General features: G+C 66.3%; 21 protein-coding genes. 15 read left to right on the forward strand and 6 right to left on the reverse strand.

Features of this window, described 5'->3' with window-relative positions:
* The first annotated feature begins 39 nt into the window (after positions 1 to 39).
* The 4 genes from IM760_RS08750 (at position 40) to IM760_RS08765 (ending at position 5,614) form a co-directional block, all read left to right on the forward strand.
* The gene (locus IM760_RS08750) at positions 40 to 843 is read left to right on the forward strand and encodes an endo alpha-1,4 polygalactosaminidase (protein WP_204428409.1); all 804 of its coding nucleotides are present in this window, start codon (positions 40 to 42) and stop codon (positions 841 to 843) included.
* 147 nt (positions 844 to 990) lie between these two features.
* Positions 991 to 3,030, forward strand: coding sequence for a bifunctional metallophosphatase/5'-nucleotidase (locus IM760_RS08755; protein ID WP_204428410.1), 2,040 nt, complete (start codon positions 991 to 993; stop codon positions 3,028 to 3,030).
* Positions 3,031 to 3,155: 125 nt separating this feature from the next.
* Positions 3,156 to 3,653 carry a DinB family protein gene (locus IM760_RS08760; protein ID WP_204428411.1) on the forward strand — a complete coding sequence of 166 codons (498 nt, stop codon included), beginning with the start codon at positions 3,156 to 3,158 and terminating at the stop codon, positions 3,651 to 3,653.
* 2 nt (positions 3,654 to 3,655) lie between these two features.
* Positions 3,656 to 5,614 carry a monovalent cation:proton antiporter family protein gene (locus tag IM760_RS08765; protein WP_204428412.1) on the forward strand — a complete coding sequence of 653 codons (1,959 nt, stop codon included), beginning with the start codon at positions 3,656 to 3,658 and terminating at the stop codon, positions 5,612 to 5,614.
* A 14-nt stretch (positions 5,615 to 5,628) separates the two neighbouring features.
* On the opposite strand, the gene IM760_RS08770 is transcribed toward IM760_RS08765, so the two are convergent.
* The gene (locus tag IM760_RS08770) at positions 5,629 to 6,654 is read right to left on the reverse strand and encodes an AraC family transcriptional regulator (RefSeq protein ID WP_204428413.1); all 1,026 of its coding nucleotides are present in this window, start codon (positions 6,652 to 6,654) and stop codon (positions 5,629 to 5,631) included.
* A 133-nt stretch (positions 6,655 to 6,787) separates the two neighbouring features.
* Between IM760_RS08770 and IM760_RS08775 the strand changes: the two genes are divergently transcribed.
* The 3 genes from IM760_RS08775 to IM760_RS08785 all read left to right on the forward strand — a co-directional run bounded on the left by IM760_RS08775 (position 6,788) and on the right by IM760_RS08785 (position 10,760).
* Complete coding sequence (locus IM760_RS08775) at positions 6,788 to 7,714, forward strand: sterol desaturase family protein (RefSeq protein WP_204428414.1); 927 nt, start codon at positions 6,788 to 6,790, stop codon at positions 7,712 to 7,714.
* Positions 7,715 to 7,902: 188 nt separating this feature from the next.
* On the forward strand, positions 7,903 to 9,615 hold the full coding sequence (locus IM760_RS08780) for an alkaline phosphatase D family protein (RefSeq protein WP_204428415.1): 1,713 nt from the start codon (positions 7,903 to 7,905) through the stop codon (positions 9,613 to 9,615).
* The gene (locus IM760_RS08785; protein WP_204428416.1) at positions 9,612 to 10,760 is read left to right on the forward strand and encodes a metallophosphoesterase; all 1,149 of its coding nucleotides are present in this window, start codon (positions 9,612 to 9,614) and stop codon (positions 10,758 to 10,760) included. Before IM760_RS08780 ends, IM760_RS08785 begins: the two co-directional genes overlap by 4 nt.
* A gap of 16 nt (positions 10,761 to 10,776) precedes the next feature.
* On the opposite strand, the gene IM760_RS08790 is transcribed toward IM760_RS08785, so the two are convergent.
* From IM760_RS08790 to IM760_RS08805, 4 genes are all read right to left on the reverse strand, one after another.
* Complete coding sequence (locus tag IM760_RS08790; RefSeq protein WP_204428418.1) at positions 10,777 to 12,102, reverse strand: TRAP transporter large permease; 1,326 nt, start codon at positions 12,100 to 12,102, stop codon at positions 10,777 to 10,779.
* The gene (locus IM760_RS08795; RefSeq protein WP_204428420.1) at positions 12,099 to 12,569 is read right to left on the reverse strand and encodes a TRAP transporter small permease; all 471 of its coding nucleotides are present in this window, start codon (positions 12,567 to 12,569) and stop codon (positions 12,099 to 12,101) included. Before IM760_RS08795 ends, IM760_RS08790 begins: the two co-directional genes overlap by 4 nt.
* A gap of 29 nt (positions 12,570 to 12,598) precedes the next feature.
* Complete coding sequence (locus IM760_RS08800; protein ID WP_204428422.1) at positions 12,599 to 13,663, reverse strand: TRAP transporter substrate-binding protein; 1,065 nt, start codon at positions 13,661 to 13,663, stop codon at positions 12,599 to 12,601.
* Between the two features lie 110 nt (positions 13,664 to 13,773).
* Complete coding sequence (locus IM760_RS08805) at positions 13,774 to 13,992, reverse strand: hypothetical protein (RefSeq protein ID WP_204428424.1); 219 nt, start codon at positions 13,990 to 13,992, stop codon at positions 13,774 to 13,776.
* Between IM760_RS08805 and IM760_RS08810 the strand changes: the two genes are divergently transcribed.
* Positions 13,975 to 15,885, forward strand: coding sequence for an FAD-dependent monooxygenase (locus IM760_RS08810; protein ID WP_204428426.1), 1,911 nt, complete (start codon positions 13,975 to 13,977; stop codon positions 15,883 to 15,885). The two genes, IM760_RS08805 and IM760_RS08810, sit on opposite strands and share 18 nt — an antisense overlap.
* On the opposite strand, the gene hpaA is transcribed toward IM760_RS08810, so the two are convergent.
* Complete coding sequence (hpaA, locus tag IM760_RS08815; protein WP_204428428.1) at positions 15,858 to 16,757, reverse strand: 4-hydroxyphenylacetate catabolism regulatory protein HpaA; 900 nt, start codon at positions 16,755 to 16,757, stop codon at positions 15,858 to 15,860. The two genes, IM760_RS08810 and hpaA, sit on opposite strands and share 28 nt — an antisense overlap.
* 98 nt (positions 16,758 to 16,855) lie before the next feature.
* Here hpaA and IM760_RS08820 point away from each other — a divergent pair, with 98 nt between their 5' ends.
* From IM760_RS08820 to hpaI, 7 genes are all read left to right on the forward strand, one after another.
* Complete coding sequence (locus IM760_RS08820; RefSeq protein ID WP_204428437.1) at positions 16,856 to 17,635, forward strand: fumarylacetoacetate hydrolase family protein; 780 nt, start codon at positions 16,856 to 16,858, stop codon at positions 17,633 to 17,635.
* Positions 17,632 to 18,411 (forward strand): fumarylacetoacetate hydrolase family protein, encoded by a 780-nt coding sequence (locus tag IM760_RS08825; protein ID WP_204428438.1) that lies wholly within the window; start codon positions 17,632 to 17,634, stop codon positions 18,409 to 18,411. The genes IM760_RS08820 and IM760_RS08825 overlap by 4 nt, the downstream gene beginning before the upstream one ends.
* Positions 18,408 to 19,868, forward strand: coding sequence for a 5-carboxymethyl-2-hydroxymuconate semialdehyde dehydrogenase (gene hpaE, locus IM760_RS08830; protein WP_204428439.1), 1,461 nt, complete (start codon positions 18,408 to 18,410; stop codon positions 19,866 to 19,868). The genes IM760_RS08825 and hpaE overlap by 4 nt, the downstream gene beginning before the upstream one ends.
* Positions 19,869 to 19,896: 28 nt before the next feature.
* Positions 19,897 to 20,760, forward strand: a complete 864-nt coding sequence (gene hpaD, locus IM760_RS08835; protein WP_204428440.1) for a 3,4-dihydroxyphenylacetate 2,3-dioxygenase — start codon at positions 19,897 to 19,899, stop codon at positions 20,758 to 20,760.
* 98 nt (positions 20,761 to 20,858) lie between these two features.
* Complete coding sequence (locus tag IM760_RS08840) at positions 20,859 to 21,248, forward strand: 5-carboxymethyl-2-hydroxymuconate Delta-isomerase (protein WP_204428441.1); 390 nt, start codon at positions 20,859 to 20,861, stop codon at positions 21,246 to 21,248.
* The gene (hpaH, locus tag IM760_RS08845; RefSeq protein ID WP_204428442.1) at positions 21,248 to 22,051 is read left to right on the forward strand and encodes a 2-oxo-hept-4-ene-1,7-dioate hydratase; all 804 of its coding nucleotides are present in this window, start codon (positions 21,248 to 21,250) and stop codon (positions 22,049 to 22,051) included. The genes IM760_RS08840 and hpaH overlap by 1 nt, the downstream gene beginning before the upstream one ends.
* Positions 22,052 to 22,061: 10 nt before the next feature.
* Complete coding sequence (gene hpaI, locus IM760_RS08850) at positions 22,062 to 22,868, forward strand: 4-hydroxy-2-oxoheptanedioate aldolase (RefSeq protein ID WP_204428443.1); 807 nt, start codon at positions 22,062 to 22,064, stop codon at positions 22,866 to 22,868.
* Positions 22,869 to 22,877 lie beyond the last annotated feature (9 nt).

Below are 22,877 nucleotides of genomic sequence, written 5' to 3' on the forward strand. Positions count from 1 at the left end.
GGCGCCGACATCCACCTGCCCCCCGGGGACTCTCCGCTTATGCCCGCCTCCCTGTTCACTCTGCTCACCAGCCTGCTGGGCAGCGCCGCCGCCCCGGTGCCCGCCATTACCCCCACCACCGGTCATTATCAACCACCGGCGGATGTGACCTGGCAGGTACAATTGCAGGGCACGCCGAATACCGGCTATGACGCGGCCCTGTACGTGCTCGACCTGTTCGACACCGACCCGGCCGTGATCACCGACCTGCACGCCCAGGGCCGGCGCCTGATCTGCTATTTTTCCGCCGGCACCTTCGAGAACTGGCGCGACGACGCCAGCCGGTTCACCGCCGCGGACAAGGGCCGGCGGTTGGGCGACTGGCCCGGCGAACGCTGGCTCGACATCCGCTCCGCCAACGTGCGCGCGATCATGACCGACCGCCTGGACCTGGCCGTCCAGAGGGGCTGCGATGGCGTCGACCCGGACAACGTGGACGGTTACTCGAACCGCACCGGCCTGCCACTGACCTACCAGGATCAGATCGACTACAACACCTGGCTGGCCACCGAGGCTCACCAGCGCGGACTGGCGATTTCCCTGAAAAACGATCTCGGCCAGATCGACGACCTGGTGGCGCACTTCGACTTCGCCATCAACGAGTCCTGTCATCAATGGGACGAGTGCGAACTGCTCACTCCCTTTATCGCCGCCGGCAAGCCGGTACTGCACATCGATTATCTGTACGCCGGCGACGCCCAGGGCCGCCAGCAACTGTGCCAGCAAACCGGGGCACTGGGGTTCCGCACCCTGACCCTGCCGCCACTGCTGGACGGGAGCTTCCGGTACAGTTGCGCGCCCTGAGCCCCCGATGACGCCGCGCCCGGCGCGGCGTCACTGTTTTGTCCTTGCCATATTTCCGACCGATTTCGGTCACCGGCGATTCATCCCGCCCTGCTTTCCTGAGGTTCGCTGACCAAGTCGAACGAACGTCAATGGAAGGGTTTGCCGATGAACACCCACGCTTTCGGAACGCTGACCGCCGCGATGCTGGCGGCCTTCGCCCTCACCGCCTGCGGTGGCGATAACGACAACGATACGGCGCCGCCGGCGCAAGACAGCGGCTTCCAGCTGCAGCTGCTGCACTTCGCCGACATGGACGGCGCCACCGGGGCGCTGCAGAACGTGCGGCCTTTCTCCGCGGTGCTCGCCGCCCTGCGCGCCCAACACCCGGAGCACACCCTGGTGCTGAGTTCCGGCGACAACTACATCCCCGGCCCCCGTTACTTCGCCGCCGCTGACGACGCCATGAACCCGGTACCCGGCGTGGCGGTGGCGGGCAACGGCCGCGCCGACATCGCCATGCTCAACGCCATGGGCCTGCAGGCCAGCGCCGTGGGCAACCACGACCTGGACGGCGGCACCGAGGAATTCGCCGCCATCCTCGGCGCCGAGGGCAACTACCCGGGCGCCCGCTTCCCCTACCTGAGCACCAACCTGGATTTCACCACGGACGCCAATCTGGCCGGCCTGGTGCAACAGAACGGCCAGGCCCTGAGCAGCCTCCCCAACGGTCTGGCCGGCTACGGCACCCTGGAAGTGGCCGGCGAGCGCATCGGCGTGATCGGCGCCTCCACGCCGTCCCTGGGCAACATCACCAGCACCGGCGGCATCACCGTGAAACCCGGCGGCGGTGGCGTCCCGGCCCTGGCCGCGGAACTGCAACCGGCGGTGGACGCCCTCACCGACGACGGCATCGACAAAATCATCCTGCTGGCGCACATGCAGACCATCAGCATCGAAAAGGAACTGGCCACCTTGCTGGAAGGCGTGGACATCATCGTCGCCGGCGGCTCCAACACCCTGCTTGCCGACGACAATGACCGGCTGCTGGACGGCGACAGCGCCGCCGACGAGTATCCGCTGAGTTTCATGTCCGCCGCCGACGAGCCGGTGCTGGTGGTCAACACCGACGGCGACTACAAGTACGTGGGTCGCCTGGTGGTGGCCTTCGACGACCAGGGGGTACTGATGACCGACCGCCTGGACACTTCCGTCAACGGCGCCTACGCCGCCGACGACGCCATGGCCGCCAGCCTCCAGGGCACTGTGAACAGCGACGTGGACACCATCGCCAACGCCCTGGAGCAGGTGCTTGCCGAGCGCGACGGCAATATCCTCGGCCGCACCGACGTCTACCTGGACGGCCGCCGTGGTCAGGTGCGCACCCAGGAAACCAACCTGGGCAATCTGACCGCCGACGCCAATCTGTGGCTGGCCCGCCAGTACGACGCCAGCGTGCAAATCTCCATCAAGAACGGGGGCGGCATCCGCGACGACATCGGCTATTTCGTCTATCCCCCGGGCTCCACCTCCGAGGACGAGCTGGCGTTCTACCCGCCGGCGGCCAATGCCAACGCCGGCAAACAGGAAGGCGACATCTCCCAGTTCGACCTGGAAGGTTCCCTGCGCTTCAACAACAGCCTGACCATCGGCGACGTCACCGCCCAGGAGCTTTACGGCCTGCTGGAGCACGGCGTGGCCAAGGTGGAAAACACCGCCGGCCAGTTCCCGCAAGTGGCGGGTCTGCGCTTCAGCTTCGACCCGGCGCGCCCGGGCCTGCGCAGCCAGGCCAACGGCGATGACACCGACCAAGCCGGCGAGCGGGTACGCAATCTGGCGGTGGTGGACGACAATGGCGCCGTCATCGACACCGTGGTGCGAAACGGTGTGCTGCAAGGTGATCCGACCCGCACCTTCCGGCTGGTGACGCTGGGCTTCCTGGCCACCGAGAACGCCAGCAGCGGCCTGGGCGGCGACGGCTACCCGTTTGAATTCCCGGTGGAAAACCGCCTGGACCTGGAATCGGAGCCGGTGACCGGCCCCAACGCCGCCACCTTCGCCGCCCCCGGCACCGAGCAGGACGCCCTGGCGGAATACCTGATCGCCCGCTTCGGCGACAACTCGCCCTACGATCAGGCGGAAACGGACACTGACCAGGACATCCGCATCCAGAACCTGGCGGACCGCGCCGACGGCGTGCTGCCCTGACAGCCCCCCACCCCATCTCAAGGGCGCCCTGGGGCGCCCTCGTGGCCCGGAGCAAAGCAAGCGGACGTTCGTTTCCGCATGCCGTTGCATTACAGTAGGCCCATCGAGATAACGGGGACCTTTCCATGTGGCGGGATCACTATGCGCATCTGGCGCGCTACAACCACTGGCAGAACGGCCAGATCCTGGCGGCCTGCGCCACCCTCGACGACGGTGAGCGCAAGGCGGACCGGGGCCTGTTCTTCCATTCCATCCACGGCACGCTCAACCATCTGCTGCTCACCGACCGGATGTGGCTGGGCCGCTTCACCGACCGACCGTTTCCGGTGGACCGCCTGGACCAGGAACTGTACGCCGACTTCGCCACCCTGGAGCGCGAACGGCGGCTCACCGATCAAGCGCTGCTGGACTATACCGCCACCCTGGACGAGGCGCGTATCGATGGCGAACTGAGCTATGTGTCCGCGTCCACCGGCCAGGCCCGGCGCTATCCGATGCGCCTGTGTCTGACCCATCTGTTCAACCATCAGACCCACCACCGTGGCCAGCTCACCGCCGCGCTCAGTCAGCTGGGCCGGGACTTCGGCACCACGGATCTGATCTTCATGCCCGCCGACGCCTGACCATGCACGATTCCCTGACTCTGGTGGTGATCCTGCTGACCACGGCGGTGTTCGCCGTGGTGGTGTTTCGCCGTCTGCATCTGCCCCCGATCCTGGCCTACCTGGGCGCCGGCGTGCTCGCCGGCCCGGGCGGCTTCGGCTGGGTGGGCGACACCTCCGGCATGCAGCATCTGGCCGAGTTCGGCATCGTCTTCCTGCTGTTCTCCCTGGGCCTGGAATTCTCCATCCCGCGTCTGCTGGCCCTGCGAAGGGTGGTGTTCGGCGCCGGCCCGCTGCAGGTACTGCTCACCGCCCTGCCGGTGATCGCTCTGTTGTGGTGGCTGGCGCCGACCCCGGCGGTGGCGCTGATCGGCGGCGCCGCCTTCGCGCTCTCCTCCACCGCCATGGTGATCCGCGACCTGATCGCCCGGGGCGCGGTGAACACCGGCTATGGCCGGGCCGCCACCGGCGTGCTGCTGTTCCAGGATCTGGCGGCGGTGATTCTGCTGGTGCTGCTGCCGGTGCTGGCCGACCCGGGCACCGGCAATCCCCTGACCACCGCCGCCGCCACCCTGGGCAAGGCGGTGCTGCTGTTCGCCGGCATCTACGTGATCGGCAAATGGGTGCTGCCCCGGGCTCTGGAGGAGACCGGCCGCACCCGCTCCGACGAAGTGTTCGTGATGACCGCCCTGCTGCTGGCGCTGCTGGCCGCCTGGGTGACCCATGCCCTGGGCCTGTCCATGGCGCTGGGCGCTTTTCTCGCCGGCATGATGCTGGGCGAGAGCCATTTCCGGCACCAGATCGAGGCCGACATCCGGCCGTTCCGGGATCTGCTGCTGGGCCTGTTCTTCATGGGCGTGGGCATGCTGGTGTCGCCGGCCCTGTTCGTCGATTACTGGTACTGGATTCTGATCGGCGCCAGCCTGCTGATGGTGCTCAAGCTGGCGGTGGTCACGGCGGTGCTGCGGCTGCTGGGCGAGCGCCGGGAAACCGCCCTGCGCACCGGCGTGCTGCTGGCCCAGGGCGGCGAGTTCGGCTTCGTGCTGATGGCCCTGGCGGTCACCCACGGTCTGATCAGCAACGAGCAGGCCGGGGTGCTGGTGTCGATCACCGTGCTGACCATGGCGGTGACCCCGGCGCTGCTGGAACACAGCGGCACCCTCACCCGCCGCCTGCTGCGGCAGTGGGAACAGGAACCGGACACCCCGGCGGTGGACGAGGCCACCACCGGCCATGTGCTGCTGTGCGGCTACGGCCGGGTGGGCCAGAACCTGATGCGCTATCTGCACCGTTTCCATCATCAGGCGGTGGCCATCGACACCGACCTGGTGCGCATCCAGGAAGCCAGCCAGGCCGGCGAGCGTATTCTCTACGGCGACGCCACCCGCAAGGAAATCCTGGAACGGGCCGGCATCCACCGGGCCAGCCTGCTGGTGGTGACCTTCGACGACGCGCGCCAGGCGGAGCGCATCCTGCACACCGCCCATCAACTGTGCCCGGACCTGCGCGTGCTGGTGCGCACCCGCGACGACGCCCACCTGGACGAACTGCTGGCCGCCGGGGCGGCGGAAGTGGTGCCGGAAGTGCTGGAAGCCTCGCTGATGCTGGTGGCCCATGCCCTGATGATGCTGGAGACGCCGTTCGGCAAGGTGCTGGCCATGCTGCGCCAGAGCCGCCGCGAGCGCTACAAGCTGCTGCGCGGCTACTACCACGGCGAATCGCTGCCCACCGCCGACCGGGCCGGCAATCCCTACCGGCTGCTGCATGCGGTCACCGTGCACGGCCAGGCCGCCGCCATCGGCAAACGCCTGGGCGACCTGGGTCTGGCCGGCGGCAAGGTGGAAGTGCAATCGCTGCGCCGGGAAGACCGCACCCTGGCCCACCCGGACGACGATACCGTGCTGCTCGACGGCGACATCCTGATTCTCTACGGCCCCCTGGAGGCGGTGGAAGCGGCCGAGGAACAGCTGCTCGGCGGCTAACGCGCATCGCGACTTCAGTCGCGATCACCGCCGCCCATCATCGCCTCTGAAGCGGAGCGCCGGGCCCGCGCCGGCGTGCGCCCGGTCCACTGTCGGTAGGCCCGGCTGAAGGCGCTGTGCTCCGAGTAACCCAGCAACAGGGCGATCTCCCCCAGGCTCAGGGACCGGTCCGCCAGGTACTGGTCGGCCAGCTGTTCCCGGGTGCGATCCAGCAGGGTGCGCCAGTTGAGACGCCGCTGTTGCAGCCGCCGCTGCAGCGTGCGCACCGACATATGCAGCCGCGCAGCCACCCGCTTCAGGCTCACCTGTCCGTCCGGCAACAGCGCCACCATGGCCTGCTGCAGGGCGCGGTCGAAACCGTCGGACTCCGGCAGCGCCCGCAGCAGCGCCCGGGCCTGGCGGTCCAGCAGGGCCCGCGAGCCGGTATCGCTGCGCGGCAGGCTCAGTTCCAGGAAGGCCAGCGGAAACGACACACTGGTGTGCTCGGCGCCAAAGGTCACCGGACAGCCAAAGAAATCCCGGTAGGCCCGTCGCCCGGCGGCCTCCGGCGCCGCGAACACGAAACTCACCCGGGCCGGCGCCAGCCGCTGTTGCAGCAGGTGGCGCAGAAAGGTGACCAGGGCGGCGATGGCGACACTGTCCGCCAACGCCCCGGTGGACACCGAGGCCGGCCAGCGCACCGTCATGCGCTCCCCGTCGGCCACCACCTCCACCAGATCACGGCCATAGAACAGGCTCTCGTAGCGCTGGTAGGCCAGCATCGCCTCCCCCAGGGTCTGGCAGGTCAGCGTCAGGTAGCCGAGCACCCCCACATGGCGGGGCCGGGCCAGGGCGCCGATCTCCAGGCCCGGCGCCGCCCGTCCCGGGCGCAGCGCCACCGCCCGGGCCAGCAGTTCCCGCCACAGCGGCAGCGCCACGATGTCCGCCGGCCCGCGGCTGTCGAGAATTTCGCGCAACTCCGGCGCCGGCAGGTTTTCCTTGTCCAGCCAGTCGCTGAGCAACTGCACCCAGGCGCCGGTGACGCGCATGGCCGTGGCCATGGTCTTCCCCTGTTTGACGGCGATGGCGTGAATTGTCAAAAACACGGCATCTTTCGTCAATACCGGTGATGCCGGCCGGGGTCACAATGACCTTCATCCTCACTGCCACCACCTGCAACAGGAGGCAAGGGTCATGGCCCTGATGGAAATGTTCCGCGATGTCTGGCGCGACAGCGGCCTGGCGCCGCTCTGGCAGACGGTCTCTCCGTGGCTGGCCCTGGACGAGCGGCAGATGATTTTCGTGGTGGCCACGCCGGTGTTCATCGGCGTGTTCCTGTGGGAATACCTGCGCATCCGCCATGATCCGGTGCGCGTGGACCCCCGCGAATCCCTGCGTAACTTCCTGCTCGGCGCCGGCTACCAGACCACCGAGCTGCTGTTCGCCGGGATCATTTCCTTCCCGGTGTTCGCCCTGGCCTACCACCACCGGCTGCTGGACATCCCCCTGAACCCGGGCACCGCCGTCCTGCTCTGGGTGCTCACCGATTTCTGCTTCTACTGGTTTCACCGGGGTTCCCATCGGGTGCGCTGGCTGTGGGCCGCCCACGTCACCCACCACTCCTCCGAGCGCATGAACTTCTCCACCGCCATGCGCCAGAACGCCACCAATATCTTCAACGGCGGCTGGCTGGTCTATGTGCCGCTGGCGCTGATCGGCTTCAACCCGGTGTGGATCGGTGTCTGCTACGCCCTGTCCCTGGTCTACCAGTTTTTTATTCACACCACCCTGGTGGGCCGGCTGCATCCGTGGATCGAGTGGGTCTTCAACACCCCCAGCCACCACCGCGTGCACCATGCCCGCAATCCGGACTACATCGACCGCAACTACGGCGGCGTCTTTATCGTCTTCGACCGCCTGTTCGGCACCTTCACCGAGGAACGGGACGATGAACCGGTGGAGTACGGCATCACCCGCCCGGTGTACAGCCGCAGTCTGATCGTCAACTGGTGCCACGAATACCGGGATATGTTCCGCGACATGGCCCGCCGCGGCCCCGCGGGCCAGCGGCTCAAGCACCTGTGGAAGCCGCCGGAGTGGCGCCGCGACGGAAACCGCTGACGGTTACAAAACAAAACGAATCAAAACATTTACCCCGTACGACGCCGCAACCCCCCGTGCCCCGGGGATTTTCCCCGTTGCACAGCAACGCCATCCATAACCGGAACCGGGTCGGTGCCGAAAACTGTCATATTCGAATCATGACCGCGCCGTAGCGTGCCGCCTGATTTTCCCTATCGAGGCAGGTCATGAAACGACGCGAATTCCTCACCCGCTCCGCCACCGCCGGGCTGTCCCTGGGCGTCTTGTCCGCCTGCGGCGGCGGCGGTGGCTCCAACGCCGGCGGCGACGACCGCCCGGACCGGCCCGACGGCACGCCGAACGCCCCGGAAATGCCCGCCTACGACGGTCCGGACCCGTTCCAGCACGGCGTCGCCAGCGGCGACCCGCTGGCCAATCAGGTGATTCTCTGGACCCGGATCACCGCCGCCCCTCTGGACGAGATCCCGGTGGTGGTGGAAGTGGCCCGGGACCCGGCCTTCGCCTCGCCGGTGTACCAGGGCGTCGGCTACGCCCGCTCCCAGAACGATTTCACCGTCAAGCTGGACCCGCTGCTGCCCGATCCGGAGACCACCTATTTCTACCGCTTCCACAGCCTCGGCTTTACCAGCCCGGTGGGGCGCACGCGGACCGCTCCGGCCCCCGGCGCCCGGGTCGATCACCTGCGCCTGGCGGTGATGTCCTGTTCCAACCTGCCCCATGGCTGGTTCAACGCCTACGGCCGGGTGGCGCGACGCGCCGATCTGGACGCCGTGCTGCACCTGGGCGACTACCTCTACGAATACGCCCAGGGCGAGTACAACGACCCGGACCTGGCGGCCCTGCGCCCGGTGGACCCGCCCCACGAGATCATCACGCTGGAGGACTACCGCCGTCGCTATGCCTGCTACCGCCGCGACCCGGACCTGCGGGAGTGCCACCGCCAGCACCCCTTCATCTGCGTGTGGGACGATCACGAGATCGCCAACGACGCCTGGATGCACGGCGCCGAAAACCATAATGAGGGCGAGGGAGACTTCGCCGAGCGCAAGCGCGCGGCGGTGCGCGCCTATTACGAATGGATGCCCATCCGCATGGGTTTTCCGGACCGGGCCATGCGCATCTACCGGCGCTTCGATTACGGTGACCTGCTCACCCTGATGATGCTCGACACCCGTCTGATCGGCCGCGACGAACAGGTCAGCAGTCCTTCGGCGGCCCGCGACCGGGACCGTCAGTTGCTTGGCCAGGATCAGCGTGAATGGCTGTTCGAACAACTGGAATACTCCCGTGGCCGCGGCGCCCGCTGGCACCTGATCGGCCAGCAGGTCATGCTCGCGCCGCTGACCCTGGGCACCCTGCCGGACATGCCCAACTGGGACCTGGGCGGCGGCGCCCAGCTCAACTACGACCAGTGGGACGGCTATGAAACCAGCCGCCGTGCCCTGCTTGGTCGCATCGAGGCCATGGCGCTGGACAACACCGTGGTGCTCACCGGCGACATCCACAGCTCCTGGGCCATGGACCTGAGCAGCGATCCGGGCAATGCCCTGGTGTACAACCGCTTCACCGGCGAGGGCTCCCTGGCGGTGGAGTTCGTGACCCCGGCGGTGACCTCCCCGGCGGCCCCCACCCAGGGACTCTCCGACCTGGCCCGCGCCGCCCTCGTGCCGCTCAACCCGCATCTGAAATGGGTGGACCTGTTCCACCGGGGCTATCTGGTTCTGGACCTGACCGCCGAGCACTGCAAGGCGGACTGGTTCCACCTCGACACGGTCAGCGAACCGGACGACAGCGAGTTCTTCGCCCGCTCCTACCTGACCCGCGATGGCCGGAACCGGGTGGAGCGGGCTTCCCAGCCCAGCGCCCCGAAAGCCGACGCGCCACCGCTGGCGCCTTCAACCCAAGGGATCAAGCCATGAGCCTGAAACGACGTGACTTTATTCGTAACCTGTTGATCGGCGGCGCCAGCGTACCGGTGCTCAGCGCCTGCGGAGGCGGCGGCGGAGGTGGCGAGCCCGCCCCCACCCCCGCGCCGGGCGGCGGCGAGACCGGCAACACCCCCGACACACCGGACGCGCCAAGAACGCTGCGCTTTATCGCCGTCGGTGACACCGGCAGCGGCGGCCAGGGCCAGTATCAGGTGGCCGCCGCCATGGAGGCGGTGGTGGCCGAACGCGGCTGCGACCTGGTCCTGCTCACCGGCGACAACATTTACGAGGCCGGCGTCACCGCCGTGGACGACCCCCAGTTTCTGGAAAAATTCGAGTATCCCTACCAGAACCTGGATCTGCCGTTCTTCCTGTGCCTGGGCAATCACGACTGCGCCAGCACCGTGTTCGGCGGCGGCTCCGACAACCAGCGCGGTGACTACCAGGTCCTGTACCACTACAGCCGCGAGCGCTATTCCAACAAGTGGCACATGCCGGCCCGCTTCTACAGCCAGGCCTTCGACACCTCTCGGGACACGCCCTTTCTGGAACTGTTCGTGGTGGATTCCAATCCGCTCACCAGCTTCTATCTGGACCACAACGAGGACTTCAACTGGACCCACTACGGCTACCCGCAACAGACCTGGATGAAGCGCGCCGTGAATAAAAGCCAGGCCCACTGGAAAATCGCCATGAGCCATGTGCCCTACCGGTCCAACGGCAAGCACGGCAACGCCGGCGATCTGGACGCCCATCTGCGCTGGTTGTTCAACAACCCGGACGCCGACGGCCTGCGCTACAAGGCGTTTCTGGAAGAGTGCTTCGCCGACCGCGCCGACCTGCTGCTCACCGGCCACGATCATTCCCTGCAATGGCTGCAACCGGCCCGGGCCATGGGTCGCACCGAGCTGATCGTGTCCGGCGCCGGCGCCAAGACCGACGACTTCAAGGACGCCACGCGCAATCCCGTGCGCTACCAGAACGACAGCGACTACGGTTTTGTGTGGGTGGAGCTGAACGAGGACAGCATGACCACGGTGTTCTATCAGGTCTCCCCGGAGGACGGCAGCGTGCGCATCGGCCACCAGGCAACCCGCGCCAAGCCGGTGACCGCCCAGGTTTTGGAACCGGCCTGAGCGGCGAGCCGGCGGCTCAGGCCGCCGGCAACAGCCATAAGGACAACGCCGGCACCGCCACCAGCAGCGCGATGCGCACCAGGTCCGCGCCCAGGAATGGCAAGATGCCCCGGCTCACCGCTCCCAGGGAGGTACGCTCGCTGAACTTCTGAACGATGAACAGGTTCATGCCCATGGGCGGCGTGATCAGGCCGATTTCCACCACCATCAGGGCGATGATGCCGAACCAGATGGAAATCTGCGTCTGCGTAAGGTCGAAGAACGGCAGGCCCACCACGATCGGATAGAAGATCGGCACGGTGAGCAGAATCATGGACAGGGAATCCATCACGCAGCCCAGCAGCAGGTAGATCACCAGAATCGACAGCAGCACAGCGAACGGCGCCATGCCGCTGGCCTGCACCCAGTTCGCCAGTTCCACCGGCATCCGGCTGAGCGCCAGGCCGCTGTTGAGCAGGTCGGCGCCGATCACCACCAGGTAGATCATGGCGGACGCCTCGGCGGTGCCGATCAGGCTTTTCACCAGACCCTCGCCGCGCAGACCGCCGCGCACCACGGCGAACAGACCGCAGGCGCCGGCGCCGATGGACGCCGCCTCGGTGAGATTGGCCCAGCCGCCATAGATACCGAAAATCACCACCAGAAACACCAGCAGTACCGGTGAGACTTCCGCCAGCGCACGCAGGCGAGTGCGCCACGCGGCTTTGGGAATACGCGGCGCGGCGCGCATGGTGCGCATGGCCACCAGACGAATCACGATCAGATAGCCGAGCATGGCCACCAAACCGGGAATGATCGCCGCCACGAACAGCTTGCCGATGGATTCCTGGGTCAGCACCGCGTAGACGATCAGCGGCACGGACGGCGGGATCAGAATGCCCAGGGTGCCGCCGGCGGCGATGGTGCCGGCGGCCAGCTTGTTCGGGTAGTGGTGCTTTTCCAGCTCCGGCAGCGCCACCTGGCTCATGGTGGCGGCGGTGGCCAGGGACGAACCGCAAATGGCACCGAAGCCGGCGCAAGCGCCGGCGGCGGACATCGCCAGCCCGCCCCGCCAGTGGCCGATGAAGGCGGAAGCGGCGCGGAACAGCGCCCGGGACAAACCACCATGGATGGCGAACTGACCCATCAGCACGAACAGAGGAATCACCGCCAGGTCGTAATCGGACACCCGCGCGTAGACCAGATTATTGACGGTGAAGAGCAGCGCGTTGAGGTCACCGTGATTGACCAGCACGTAGCAGAGGATACCGGCCAGGAACATGCCGATGCCCACGTGCACGCGCAGCGCCAGCAGGCCCATCAGCACCGCCAGCACCAGCAGGCCGGTTTCCATGCCGCTCATGATCCGATCTCCCGGGCCGCCCGGTACAGTCCGCAAACGGCGAGCAATGCCAGGCTCGGCACCATCAGCCCCTGGGGCCACCAAAGCGGTACGCCCAGCATGGTGGAGGTGGAACCGTAATCCTGGCTGTTCTGCATCAGCAGAAAGGTGCGCCAGCCCATCAGTGCCGCCACCGCGGCCAGCAGCAGATGGCCAAAGGCGAGCAGCGCCCGGTTCACCGGCGCCGGCAGAAAGCCCGCGATCAGGTCCACCCGAATGTGGTTGTCGGTGATTTCGCACAGCGGCAGGAACGCCGTCACCGCCACGGCGATGGCCATTTGCAGCACTTCGATATCACCGGGAATGGGCGCGGAAAACAGCTTTCGCCCCACCAGTGACACCAGCGACATGAGGATCAGCACCAGGACGATGGCGCCACCGGCCAGGGCAAAGCCCAGCGACAATCGACGCAGAATAACGCCCGCCATTGTTCACTCCGCTCGCAGGGAGGCGCGCTTCAGCGCGCCAGTTCCGGGATGTATTGCTTGACCGTTTTCTGAAGGCCGTCGAACAGGGCCTGGCGGTCCAGGCCGCCGTCATCGTTGGCCACCCAGTCATCCACCACGCTTTGCGACGCCTCCAGCATGGCCTGATAGGCGGCGGCGTCCAGGGTGATGATGGTGTGCGCGTCATCGCCGGCGATGCGGTTTTTTACCTGATCGATGGCCTTGTCCCAGGCCTTGCCGAAGCGCACGGTGAGTGCCTCGCCGCTGTACTCGTCGACGATTTTCCTGAGGTCATCCGGCAGGCCCTGATAGCGCTGACGGTTCATCAGCATGGCCAGGGTGGTCACCGTGGTGGTGGCCTGATCCGGCCCGGTGGTGGTGTGGTAGAAGGTGGTTTCGTCCAGTTTGGTGGGCGGTACCACCTCCCACACCGCCAGGGCGCCGTCGATCACGCCCTTGGAGAGGGTGTCGGCGATCTGCGAGGGCGGCATGCTCACCGGGGTGGCGCCCACGGAGGTCAGGAAGCGGGACGCCAGCCGGGTGGACGCGCGCACGCGCAGGCCCTTCATGTCGTCCAGATTGCGCACCGCCTTGCGGGCGGTGTGCAGGGTGCCGCCACCGTCGCTGTAGACCGCCAGTACCTTGTAATCTTTGAAGTCGTCCTTGGCGTAGGTCGTGGAATAGTCCCAGATAATGCGGCTGGCGGTTTCACCGCCGGCCGGCAGCACGAACGGCAGCTCCAGCGCCTCGCTCCGCGGGAAGCGGCCGGCGGAATAACCCAGCGCCGTCCACACCACATCCACCACACCGTTGCGCGCCAGGTCCGCCAGCTGTCCGGGGGTACCGCCGAGCTGCATGGAAGGATAGATCTCGCACTTGATACGGCCGTCCGACGCCGCCTTCATATCCTCGCACCAGGGCTCGATCACATTCTGCTGGGCGTTGGAATTGGCCGGCAGGAAATGCTCGATGCGCAGCGTGACGCTGTCGTCGGCGTGGGCAGCGCCGAGGCTCAGGATCAGGCCCAGGGCGGTGCCGGCGATTCGGAGGGGGAGGTTTCTTATACGGGTTTTCATGGCGACCTCTCGCTGTCTTTGTTTGTTGTTTTCGGTGGCGACACAGGGCGTCCAGCGCGCCACAATCCATTAATTTGTTAATGAATACTAAACAGGCTCCGAGCGGCCGGTCAATGCGCCGGCCCGAATAAAATCGCTTCGACCAGTGCGGGTATACATTCGCGGATGCAGCCGTTGAAAAGTGCAATTTTTCCTCCGGAAAACACCTGGGACTGGCGACGGGGCTCACCGATGATGAAAAAAGCAACGCGATCACATCCACCCCGATCGCCCAAAAAAACGCTCATCAGAACAAAAAGGGAGAAGTCGCAGTGCAGTTCCATCACCACGGCTATGTATCCAGCGATCCCCGCATCGAGGACGCCGCCGGCACCGGCATCAACCGACCGGAGGACCTGCCCGAGCGAGTCGATGTGCTGATCGTCGGCAGCGGACCGGCGGGCATGATCGCCGCCGCCCAGCTGGCCAAATACCCCGACATCACCACCCGCATCGTGGAACGCCGTCCGGGCCGCCTGAAACTGGGCCAGGCCGACGGCATCCAGGCACGCAGCGTGGAAACCTTCCAGGCCTTCGGCTTCGCCGAACGCATTACCGCCGAGGCCTACCGCATTACGGAGATGGCGTTCTGGTCGCCGGACCCGGCCAACCCCGAGCACATCGCCCGCGCCTCGGTGGCGCTGGATGATGGCACCGGCGAGATCAGCGAATTCCCACACCTGATCGTCAACCAGGCCCGGGTGCTGGATTACTTCGCGGAATGTGCTCGCAACGCCCCGGCACGCATTGAGCCGGACTACGGTCTGGAATTCATCGGGCTGAGCATTGATCGGAGCGCCGAGTATCCGGTCACCGTGACCCTGCGCCAGGTGAGCGGCGAACGGGAAGGTGAGACGCGCACCGTGCACGCCAAATACGTGATCGGCTGCGACGGCGCCCACAGCAAAGTGCGCGAAGCCATTGGCCGCCAGCACCTGGGCAAGGTGGCCAACCACGCCTGGGGCGTGATGGACGTGCTCGCCACCACCGATTTCCCGGACATTCGCACCAAGTGCGCGATCCAGTCCTCCAGCGGCGGCAGCATCCTGCATATTCCCCGCGAAGGCGGCCACCTGTTCCGCATGTACGTGGACCTGGGCGAGGTGTCCGCCGACGACAACCGCCAAGTGCGTCAGACCACCCTGGAGACCACCGTGGCCAAGGCCAATCGCATCCTCCATCCCTATACCCTGGAGGTGAAGGACTGCGCCTGGTATACGGTTTACGAGGTGGGCCACCGGGTCACCGACAAGTTCGACGACGTGGACCCGGGGGACGAGGGCCGGGTCGCGCCGCGCGTGTTCATCGCCGGCGACGCCTGCCACACCCACAGCGCCAAGGCCGGCCAGGGCATGAACGTGTCCATGCAGGACGGCTGGAACATCGCCTGGAAACTGGGCCAGGTACTGTCCGGCCAGGCGCCGCCGGAACTGCTGGCCACCTATTCCGAGGAGCGCCAGGAAGTGGCGCAGAACCTGATCGACTTCGACCGCGAATGGTCGAGCCTGATGGCCAGGCCCACCGAGGAATTCGAGGACCCCAGGGAACTGGCGGACTTTTATGTGAAAACCGCGGAATTCCCCGCCGGCTTCATGACCGAGTACCGCCCTTCAATGATCACCGGCGACACCCGTCACCAGGCTCTCGCCACGGGTTTTCCAGTGGGCAAACGCTTCAAGTCGGCGCCGGTGATGCGAGTGTGCGACGGCAATGATGTGCACCTGGGCCACCACGCCACCGCCGACGGTCGCTGGCGCCTCTACGCCTTCGCCGACGCCGGGGCCGAGCGACTGAACCGCTGGGCCGAATGGATGCTCGACGATGCCGCCTCGCCGGTGGTGCGCTTCACCCCGGACGGCGCCGACCTGGACAGCCTGTTCGACATCAAGGTGATCTATCAGCAAACCCACGGCGATGTGGAGTTCGGCCCGTCCATCCCACCGCTTTTCCAACCCCGCGTGGGCCCTTTCCAGCTCATCGACTACGAAAAGGTCTACGCCATCGATCCGCGACAGGACATCTTCGAGGCACGCGGCATCGACCGAGGCGGGGCCGTGATCGTGGTACGGCCGGACCAGTACGTTTCCCTGGTACTGCCGCTCGGGGCGGTGGACGAGCTGGCGACGTTCTTCGAGGCCAATACACGTGAGCCCGCTCAGCCGCGGCGGTGTCGGCGGCGATAACGTCCCGGCGTGGTGCCGGTCTCGCGGGTAAAGAAGCGTGAGAAGTAAGCCGGATCGTTGAATCCGAGCCGGTAGCCGATCTCATTAATGGAGGCGGCGGTGAAGATCAGCAGCCGTCGCGCCTCCTGGACCTGACGGTCGAACACCAGCCGCTTGCTGGGTTTGCCGGCGGTGCGCCGACAGATCTCGTTGAGCCGGTTTTCGGTCACATCCAGCGCCTCGGCGTACTGAAGCAGGGTCCAATGCTGGGCGTGATGCGCCTCGATCAGCATCTGGAAACGCTGAAACACGGCCAGGTCCTCGTGGCGGGCCGGTTGCGACGGCAGCGCGCTGCTGGATAACCGGAACAGGCGGATAAAGATCAGTCGCGCCAGGCTGCGCACCGCCACCTCGCGGCCGGCGCCGTCACTGGCGGCCTCGTCGCCGAGCGCGTCGAACAGGCGCTCCAGACGATCCAGCTCGGGGTGCCGGTGCGGTTCCAATTGCGCGCGGGCCACGCACAGCGGCCGTACCTCGGCGGGGTCGGCCAGGTCACCACTCTCCTCCAGCAGGCTCCACACCAACTGCTGGCGCACGGTGAGTACATGCCCGTCGGCGTCCGCCTGGGTCACGAAAGCGTGGGTCACGGTGGGCGGCGTCAGGAAAAACAGGGGCCCGTGCTGGTGATGCTGGCGCTCGTCCAGATAAACGCGCACCAGGCCGCTTTTGACGAAGTGCACCTGAAAGAAGCGGTCGTGACGGTGGGCCGGCATATTGCGGCCGAAGAAATCCGCCATCGGTCCCAGGGCGTCGTAGTGCACCTCCGCATCCGCGTAGCGCTGGTCGTAGACCTGACCGATGTTGATGTTGGGAATCGGTTCGTTGTTGTTCATAGGGCCCTCCGGGACCCAGCATAACCGATCGCGTCGGCCGCTTGAATTCATTAACATCTTAATGTACAAAATCCGGCAAAGAACAAACAGGAGTTCCCATGCGCCACGCCCTCGTGGAAATCAACGGCGAACCGACCGCCGTCACCATGGACGGTGAGCGGTTGCGCCGGGTCGACGGCGAGACCCTCGCCGCGGCCCCGGCCCGCTGGCTGCCACCGGTATCCGGTGTCGTATTCGGCATCGCCCTCAATGACCGGGCCCTGCTGGAGTCCCACCTGGAAAGCTTCAAACAGCCCCCCTACGAAAAGCCGCCCACCAGGCCGGTGCTGTTCATCAAGACCCCGAATACCCGCAACGGCCATCTCGGATCGGTGGCGCGGCCCGCTGTCGAGCGTCTGCAGCCGGGCCCGTCGCTGGGCGTGGTGATCGGTAAAACCGCCAGCCGGGTGAACGAAGAGGATGCCCTGGCCCATGTGGCCGGCTACACCGTGGTCAACGAGTTCAGCCTGCCGGAGGACAGCTACTACCGCCCGGCGGTGAAGGCCAAATGCCGCGACGGCTTCTGCCCCATCGGCCCCTGGGTCACCGACGCCGCCGACGTCGGCGACCCGGCCGGCCTGGGCGTGCGCCTCACCGTCAATGGTGAGCTCAGACAGGAGGGCAACACTGGCAACTTCGTGCGCCCGGTGGCGCGACTGATCGCCGAGCTCAGCGAATTCATGACCCTGCACGAAGGCGACGTGCTGATCGCCGGCGTGCCGGCCGGCCGCGTGGACGTTCAGCCCGGCGACGAAGTGGCGGTGGAGATCGACAAGGTCGGCACCCTGGTGTCGTTGGTGACGGAAGAAGATACCACCCGGGAAGGAGACCGCTCATGAAACACGCTCGCATCCAGCACCGGGGCCAGGTGCTCGACGTCACCGTCAATGACGACGGCGATATCCTGATGGCCGACGGCACGCCGCTCGACGCCGGCGAGGTGACCTGGCTGCCGCCGGCCACCGGCACCATGTTCGCCCTGGGCCTCAACTACGCCGACCACGCCGCCGAGCTGAGCTTCAAATCGGCGCCCAAGGAACCGCTGGTGTTCGTCAAGGCGCCCAACGCCTACACCGGCCACGACGGTTACAGCTGGCGCCCGGACAACGTGGATTACATGCACTACGAGTGCGAGCTGGTGGCGGTAATCGGCAAGGCCGCGCGCAACGTCCGCCGCGCCGACGCCCTGGAGTACGTGGCCGGCTACACGCTCTGCAACGACTACGCCATCCGCGACTACCTGGAAAACTACTACCGGCCCAACCTGCGCGTGAAAAACCGTGACAGCACCACCCCGGTGGGCCCCTGGATCATCGACAGGAGCCAGGTTCCAGAACCCAACAACCTGACCCTGCGCACCTACATCAACGGCGAGCTGAAACAGGAAGGCACCACCGCCGACATGATTTTCGACGTGCCCTTCCTGATCGAATACCTGTCCGGCTTCATGACCCTGCGGCCCGGCGACATGATCGCCACCGGCACGCCCAAGGGCATGGCGGACGTGCAACCCGGCGACGTGGTGGACGTGGAGATCGAGGGCATCGGTCGGCTGCGCAACACCATGCTCAGCGAAAGTGAATTCTTCAAGAACGCGAAGGAGCAGTCATCGTGATCAAGCACTGGATTAACGGCCGGGAAGTGGAAAGCCCGGAAACGTTCGACAACATCAACCCGGCCACCGGCGAAGTGATCGGCCCGGTAGCCAGCGGCACCGAGAAGGAAGTGAACGAAGCGGTGGCCGCCGCCAAGGCCGCCTTCCCCGGCTGGGCCAACACCCCGGCCAAGGAACGGGCCCGTCTGATGCGCCGCCTCGGCGAGTTGATCGACGAGAACGTGCCGCGCCTGGCGGAGCTGGAGACCCTGGATACCGGCCTGCCTATCCATCAGACCAGGAACGTGCTGATCCCGCGCGCCTCGCACAACTTCAATTTCTTCGCCGAAGTCTGCACGCGCATGAACGGCCACACCTACCCGGTGGACGACCAGATGCTCAACTACACCCTGTACCAGCCGGTAGGGGTGTGCGCGCTGGTGTCACCGTGGAACGTGCCGTTCATGACCGCCACCTGGAAAACCGCCCCCTGCCTGGCGCTGGGCAATACCGCCGTGCTCAAGATGTCCGAGTTGTCGCCAATGACCGCCGCCGAGCTGGGCAAGCTGACCAAGGAGGCGGGCATTCCGGATGGCGTGTTCAACGTGATTCAGGGCTACGGGTCCACCGCCGGCGACGCCCTGGTGCGCCACCCAGACGTGCGCGCGGTGTCCTTCACCGGCGGCACCGCCACCGGTCGCAAGATCGTGCAGAACGGCGGCATGAAGAAGTACTCCATGGAACTGGGCGGCAAGTCGCCGGTGCTGGTGTTCGAGGACGCGGACCTGGATCGCGCCCTGGACGCCGCCCTGTTCACCATCTTCTCCCTGAACGGCGAGCGTTGCACCGCCGGCAGCCGCATCTTCATTCAGGAAAGTGTCTATGACGAGTTCGTCAAGAAATTCGCCGAACGCGCCAAGAAGCTGAAGGTGGGTGACCCGGAGAACCCGGACACCCAGGTCGGTTCCATGATCACCCGGCAGCACTACGAGAAAGTCACCGGCTACATCCGCATCGGCATCGAGGAAGGCGCCAAACTGGTGGCCGGCGGCCTGGAACGCCCGGAGGGCCTGCCCGACCGGGTCGCCAACGGCCAGTTCATCCAGCCCACGGTGTTCGCCGACGTGGACAACAAAATGCGCATCTGCCAGGAGGAAATCTTCGGCCCGGTGGTGTGCCTGGGCAAGTTCACCGATGAGGCACACGCCCTGGAGCTGGCCAACGACGTGCAGTACGGCCTGGCCTCCTACGTCTGGACCGAGAACCTGGCCAAGGCCCACCGCATGGCGCGGGGCATCGAAGCGGGCATGGTGTTCATCAACAGCCAGAACGTACGCGACCTGCGCCAGCCGTTCGGCGGCATCAAGCAATCCGGCACCGGCCGCGAAGGCGGTGAATACAGCTTCGAGGTGTTCACCGAGGTGAAGAACGTCTGCGTCGCCATGGGCCACCATCACATTCCGCGCTGGGGCGTCTGACCCCGGCGCGGCGATAAGGAGAAAAACAATGGGAGAGGTCGTTCTCGCCGCCAAAGTCTGCCATGTGCCGTCCATGTACCTGTCCGAATTGCCGGGCCCCCATCAGGGGTGCCGGCAGGCGGCCATCGACGGCCACAAGGAAATCGGCCGCCGCGCCCGCGAGCTGGGCGCCGACACCGCCCTGGTGTTCGACGTGCACTGGCTGGTCAACAGCGGCTACCACATCAACTGCGGTGAACGGTTCGAGGGCATCTACACCAGCAACGAGCTGCCCCACTTCATCAAGGACATGCACTACCAGTACGACGGCGCCCCGGATCTGGGCGAACTCATCGCCGAGCAGGCCAACGCCGCCGACGTGCGCACCCGGGCCCACAATATTCCCAGCCTGCATCTGGAGTACGGCACCCTGGTGCCGATGCGCTACATGCACATGGACGTGCCTCGGGAGCAGCATTTGAAGGTGGTGTCGGTGGCGTCCTGGTGCGCCTGGCACCGGCTGGAGGACAGCTTTGCCTTCGGCGCCGCCGTGCGTCGCGCCATCGAGGCGAGCGACCGCAAGGTCATGGTGCTGGCCTCCGGCTCCCTGTCGCACCGTTTCTCCGACGACCGGCTGGCCGACCAGAACCTGCACAAGTGGAGCCGGGAGTTCGACCGGCAGATGGATCTGCGCGTGGTGGAACTGTGGAAGCAGGGCCGCTTCAGGGAATTCTGCGCCATGCTGCCGGACTACGCCGAGCACTGCTATGGCGAGGGCGGCATGCACGACACCGCCATGCTGCTGGGGCTGCTTGGCGGCGAGGATTACGACCGGCCGGTGGAAGTGCTCACCGATCTGTACGCCAGTTCCGGCACCGGGCAGATCAACGCCGTCTTTCCCCTGCCCTGGTGAACCCTTCGCGGCCCATCGCGGCTAAAGCCGCTCCTACGAGGCTCTGTATATCGCTGTAGGAGCGGCTTAGCCGCGATCAACATTCAAGGAGAACTCTCATGCCCCACTTTATCGCCGAATACAGCGGCAACCTGGAAGGCGACGCGGACTTTCCCGCCCTGTTCGAAACCGTGCATAACGTGCTCGGCGACTCCGGCGTGTTCCCGCTGGGCGGCATCCGCAGCCGTGCCATCCGTCACGACACCTACCGCATCGCCGACGGCGAGCACGACTACGCCTTCGTGCACATGAGCCTGAAGGTGGGCAGCGGGCGCGACCTGGCCACCCGCAAAAAAGTCGCGGAAACCCTGTTCGAGGCGATCAAGGCGCACTTCGCGCCGCTCCAGGAAAAACGCCTGCTGGCGGTGTCCTTCGAGATGACCGAACTGGACCCGGACCTGAACTTCAAACACAACAACATCCATGCCTTTCTCAAGGGGGAGCGCTGATGCTCGACGACGCTTTCATCCGCCAGGCCGTGCAACGGCTCGACGACGCCGAACGGCAACGCACCCAGATCCGCCAGTTTTCCCTGGAACAGCCGGACATTACCATCGAGGACGCCTACGCCATCCAGCGTGCCTGGGTGGACAGAAAAATCGCCGACGGGCGCAAGCTGATCGGCCACAAGATCGGCCTGACGTCACGGGCCATGCAGGTGTCGTCCAACATCGACGAGCCGGACTACGGCGCGCTGCTCGACGACATGCTGTTCGACGAAGGCACCGACATTCCCATTGATCGCTTTATCGTGCCGCGTCTGGAGGTGGAGCTGGCGTTTATCCTCGGCAAGCCGCTGAAGGGCCCCAACTGCACCGTTTTCGATGTCTACGACGCCACCGAGTATGTGATTCCCGCCCTGGAGATCATCGACGCGCGTATCCAGCAGGTGGACCAGGACACCGGCGTCACCCGCAAGGTGTTCGACACCATCTCCGACAACGCCGCCAACGCCGGCGTGGTCCTGGGTGGCCGGCCGATCCGGGCCATGGATCTGGACCTGCGCCGGGTGTCGGCGATTCTCTATCGCAACGGGGTGATCGAGGAATCCGGCGTCGCCGCCGCGGTGCTCAACCACCCGGCCAAGGGCGTGGCCTGGCTGGCCAACCGCCTGGCCCCCTATGACGTGGGCCTGGAGGCCGGCCAGTTGATCCTGGGCGGCTCCTTCACCCGGCCGGTGGCGGTGCGCCCCGGCGACACCTTCCACGTGGACTACGACGACCTGGGCGCCATCGCCTGCCGGTTCGTTTAAGGATTAACGGATGGACATGCCCGTCAACACCTTCAAACAGGCCCTCGCCGAGGGCCGCCCACAAATCGGCCTGTGGCTGGGACTGTGCGACGCCTACTGCGCCGAGCTGGCCGCCAACGCCGGCTTCGACTGGCTGCTGATGGACGGCGAACACGCCCCCAACGATCTGCGCTCTCTGCTGGCTCAGCTGCAGGCGGTGGCGCCCTACCCGGCCCGGCCGGTGCTGCGCCCGCCGGTGGGCGACACCGCCCTGATCAAGCAGTACCTGGACATCGGCGCCCAGACCCTGCTGGTGCCGATGGTGGACAGCGCCAACCAGGCCCGCCAGCTGGTGCGCGCCCTGCGCTACCCGCCGGACGGCGTGCGCGGCGTGGGCAGTGCCCTGGCCCGCGCCTCGCGTTGGAACAGCGTGCCCGACTACCTGGACCGGGCCGATGAGCAGATGTGCCTGCTGGTGCAGATCGAAAGTGCCGAGGCCCTGAACAACCTGGACGAGATCGCCGCCGTGGAAGGGGTGGACGGCGTCTTCATCGGACCGGCGGACCTGAGCGCCTCCCTGGGCCACCGGGGCAACCCGGCACACCCGGACGTGCAGGCGGCCATCGAGAACGCCATCGCGCGTATCCGCCGGGCCGGCAAGGCCGCCGGGATTCTCAGCGCCAACCGGGACCTGGCAAGGCGCTATCTGGAATTGGGCTGCCTGTTCGTGGCCGTGGGTGTGGACACCAGCCTGCTGATGGGCGCGCTCAAGGGCCTCGCCGCCGAGTTCAAGGGCGACGACGCCCCGGCGGCCTCCGCCGGCCCGTCCGTTTACTGAGCCGCGCCC

The organism is Alloalcanivorax marinus, from assembly GCF_016906305.1.
Lineage (GTDB): Bacteria > Pseudomonadota > Gammaproteobacteria > Pseudomonadales > Alcanivoracaceae > Alloalcanivorax > Alloalcanivorax marinus.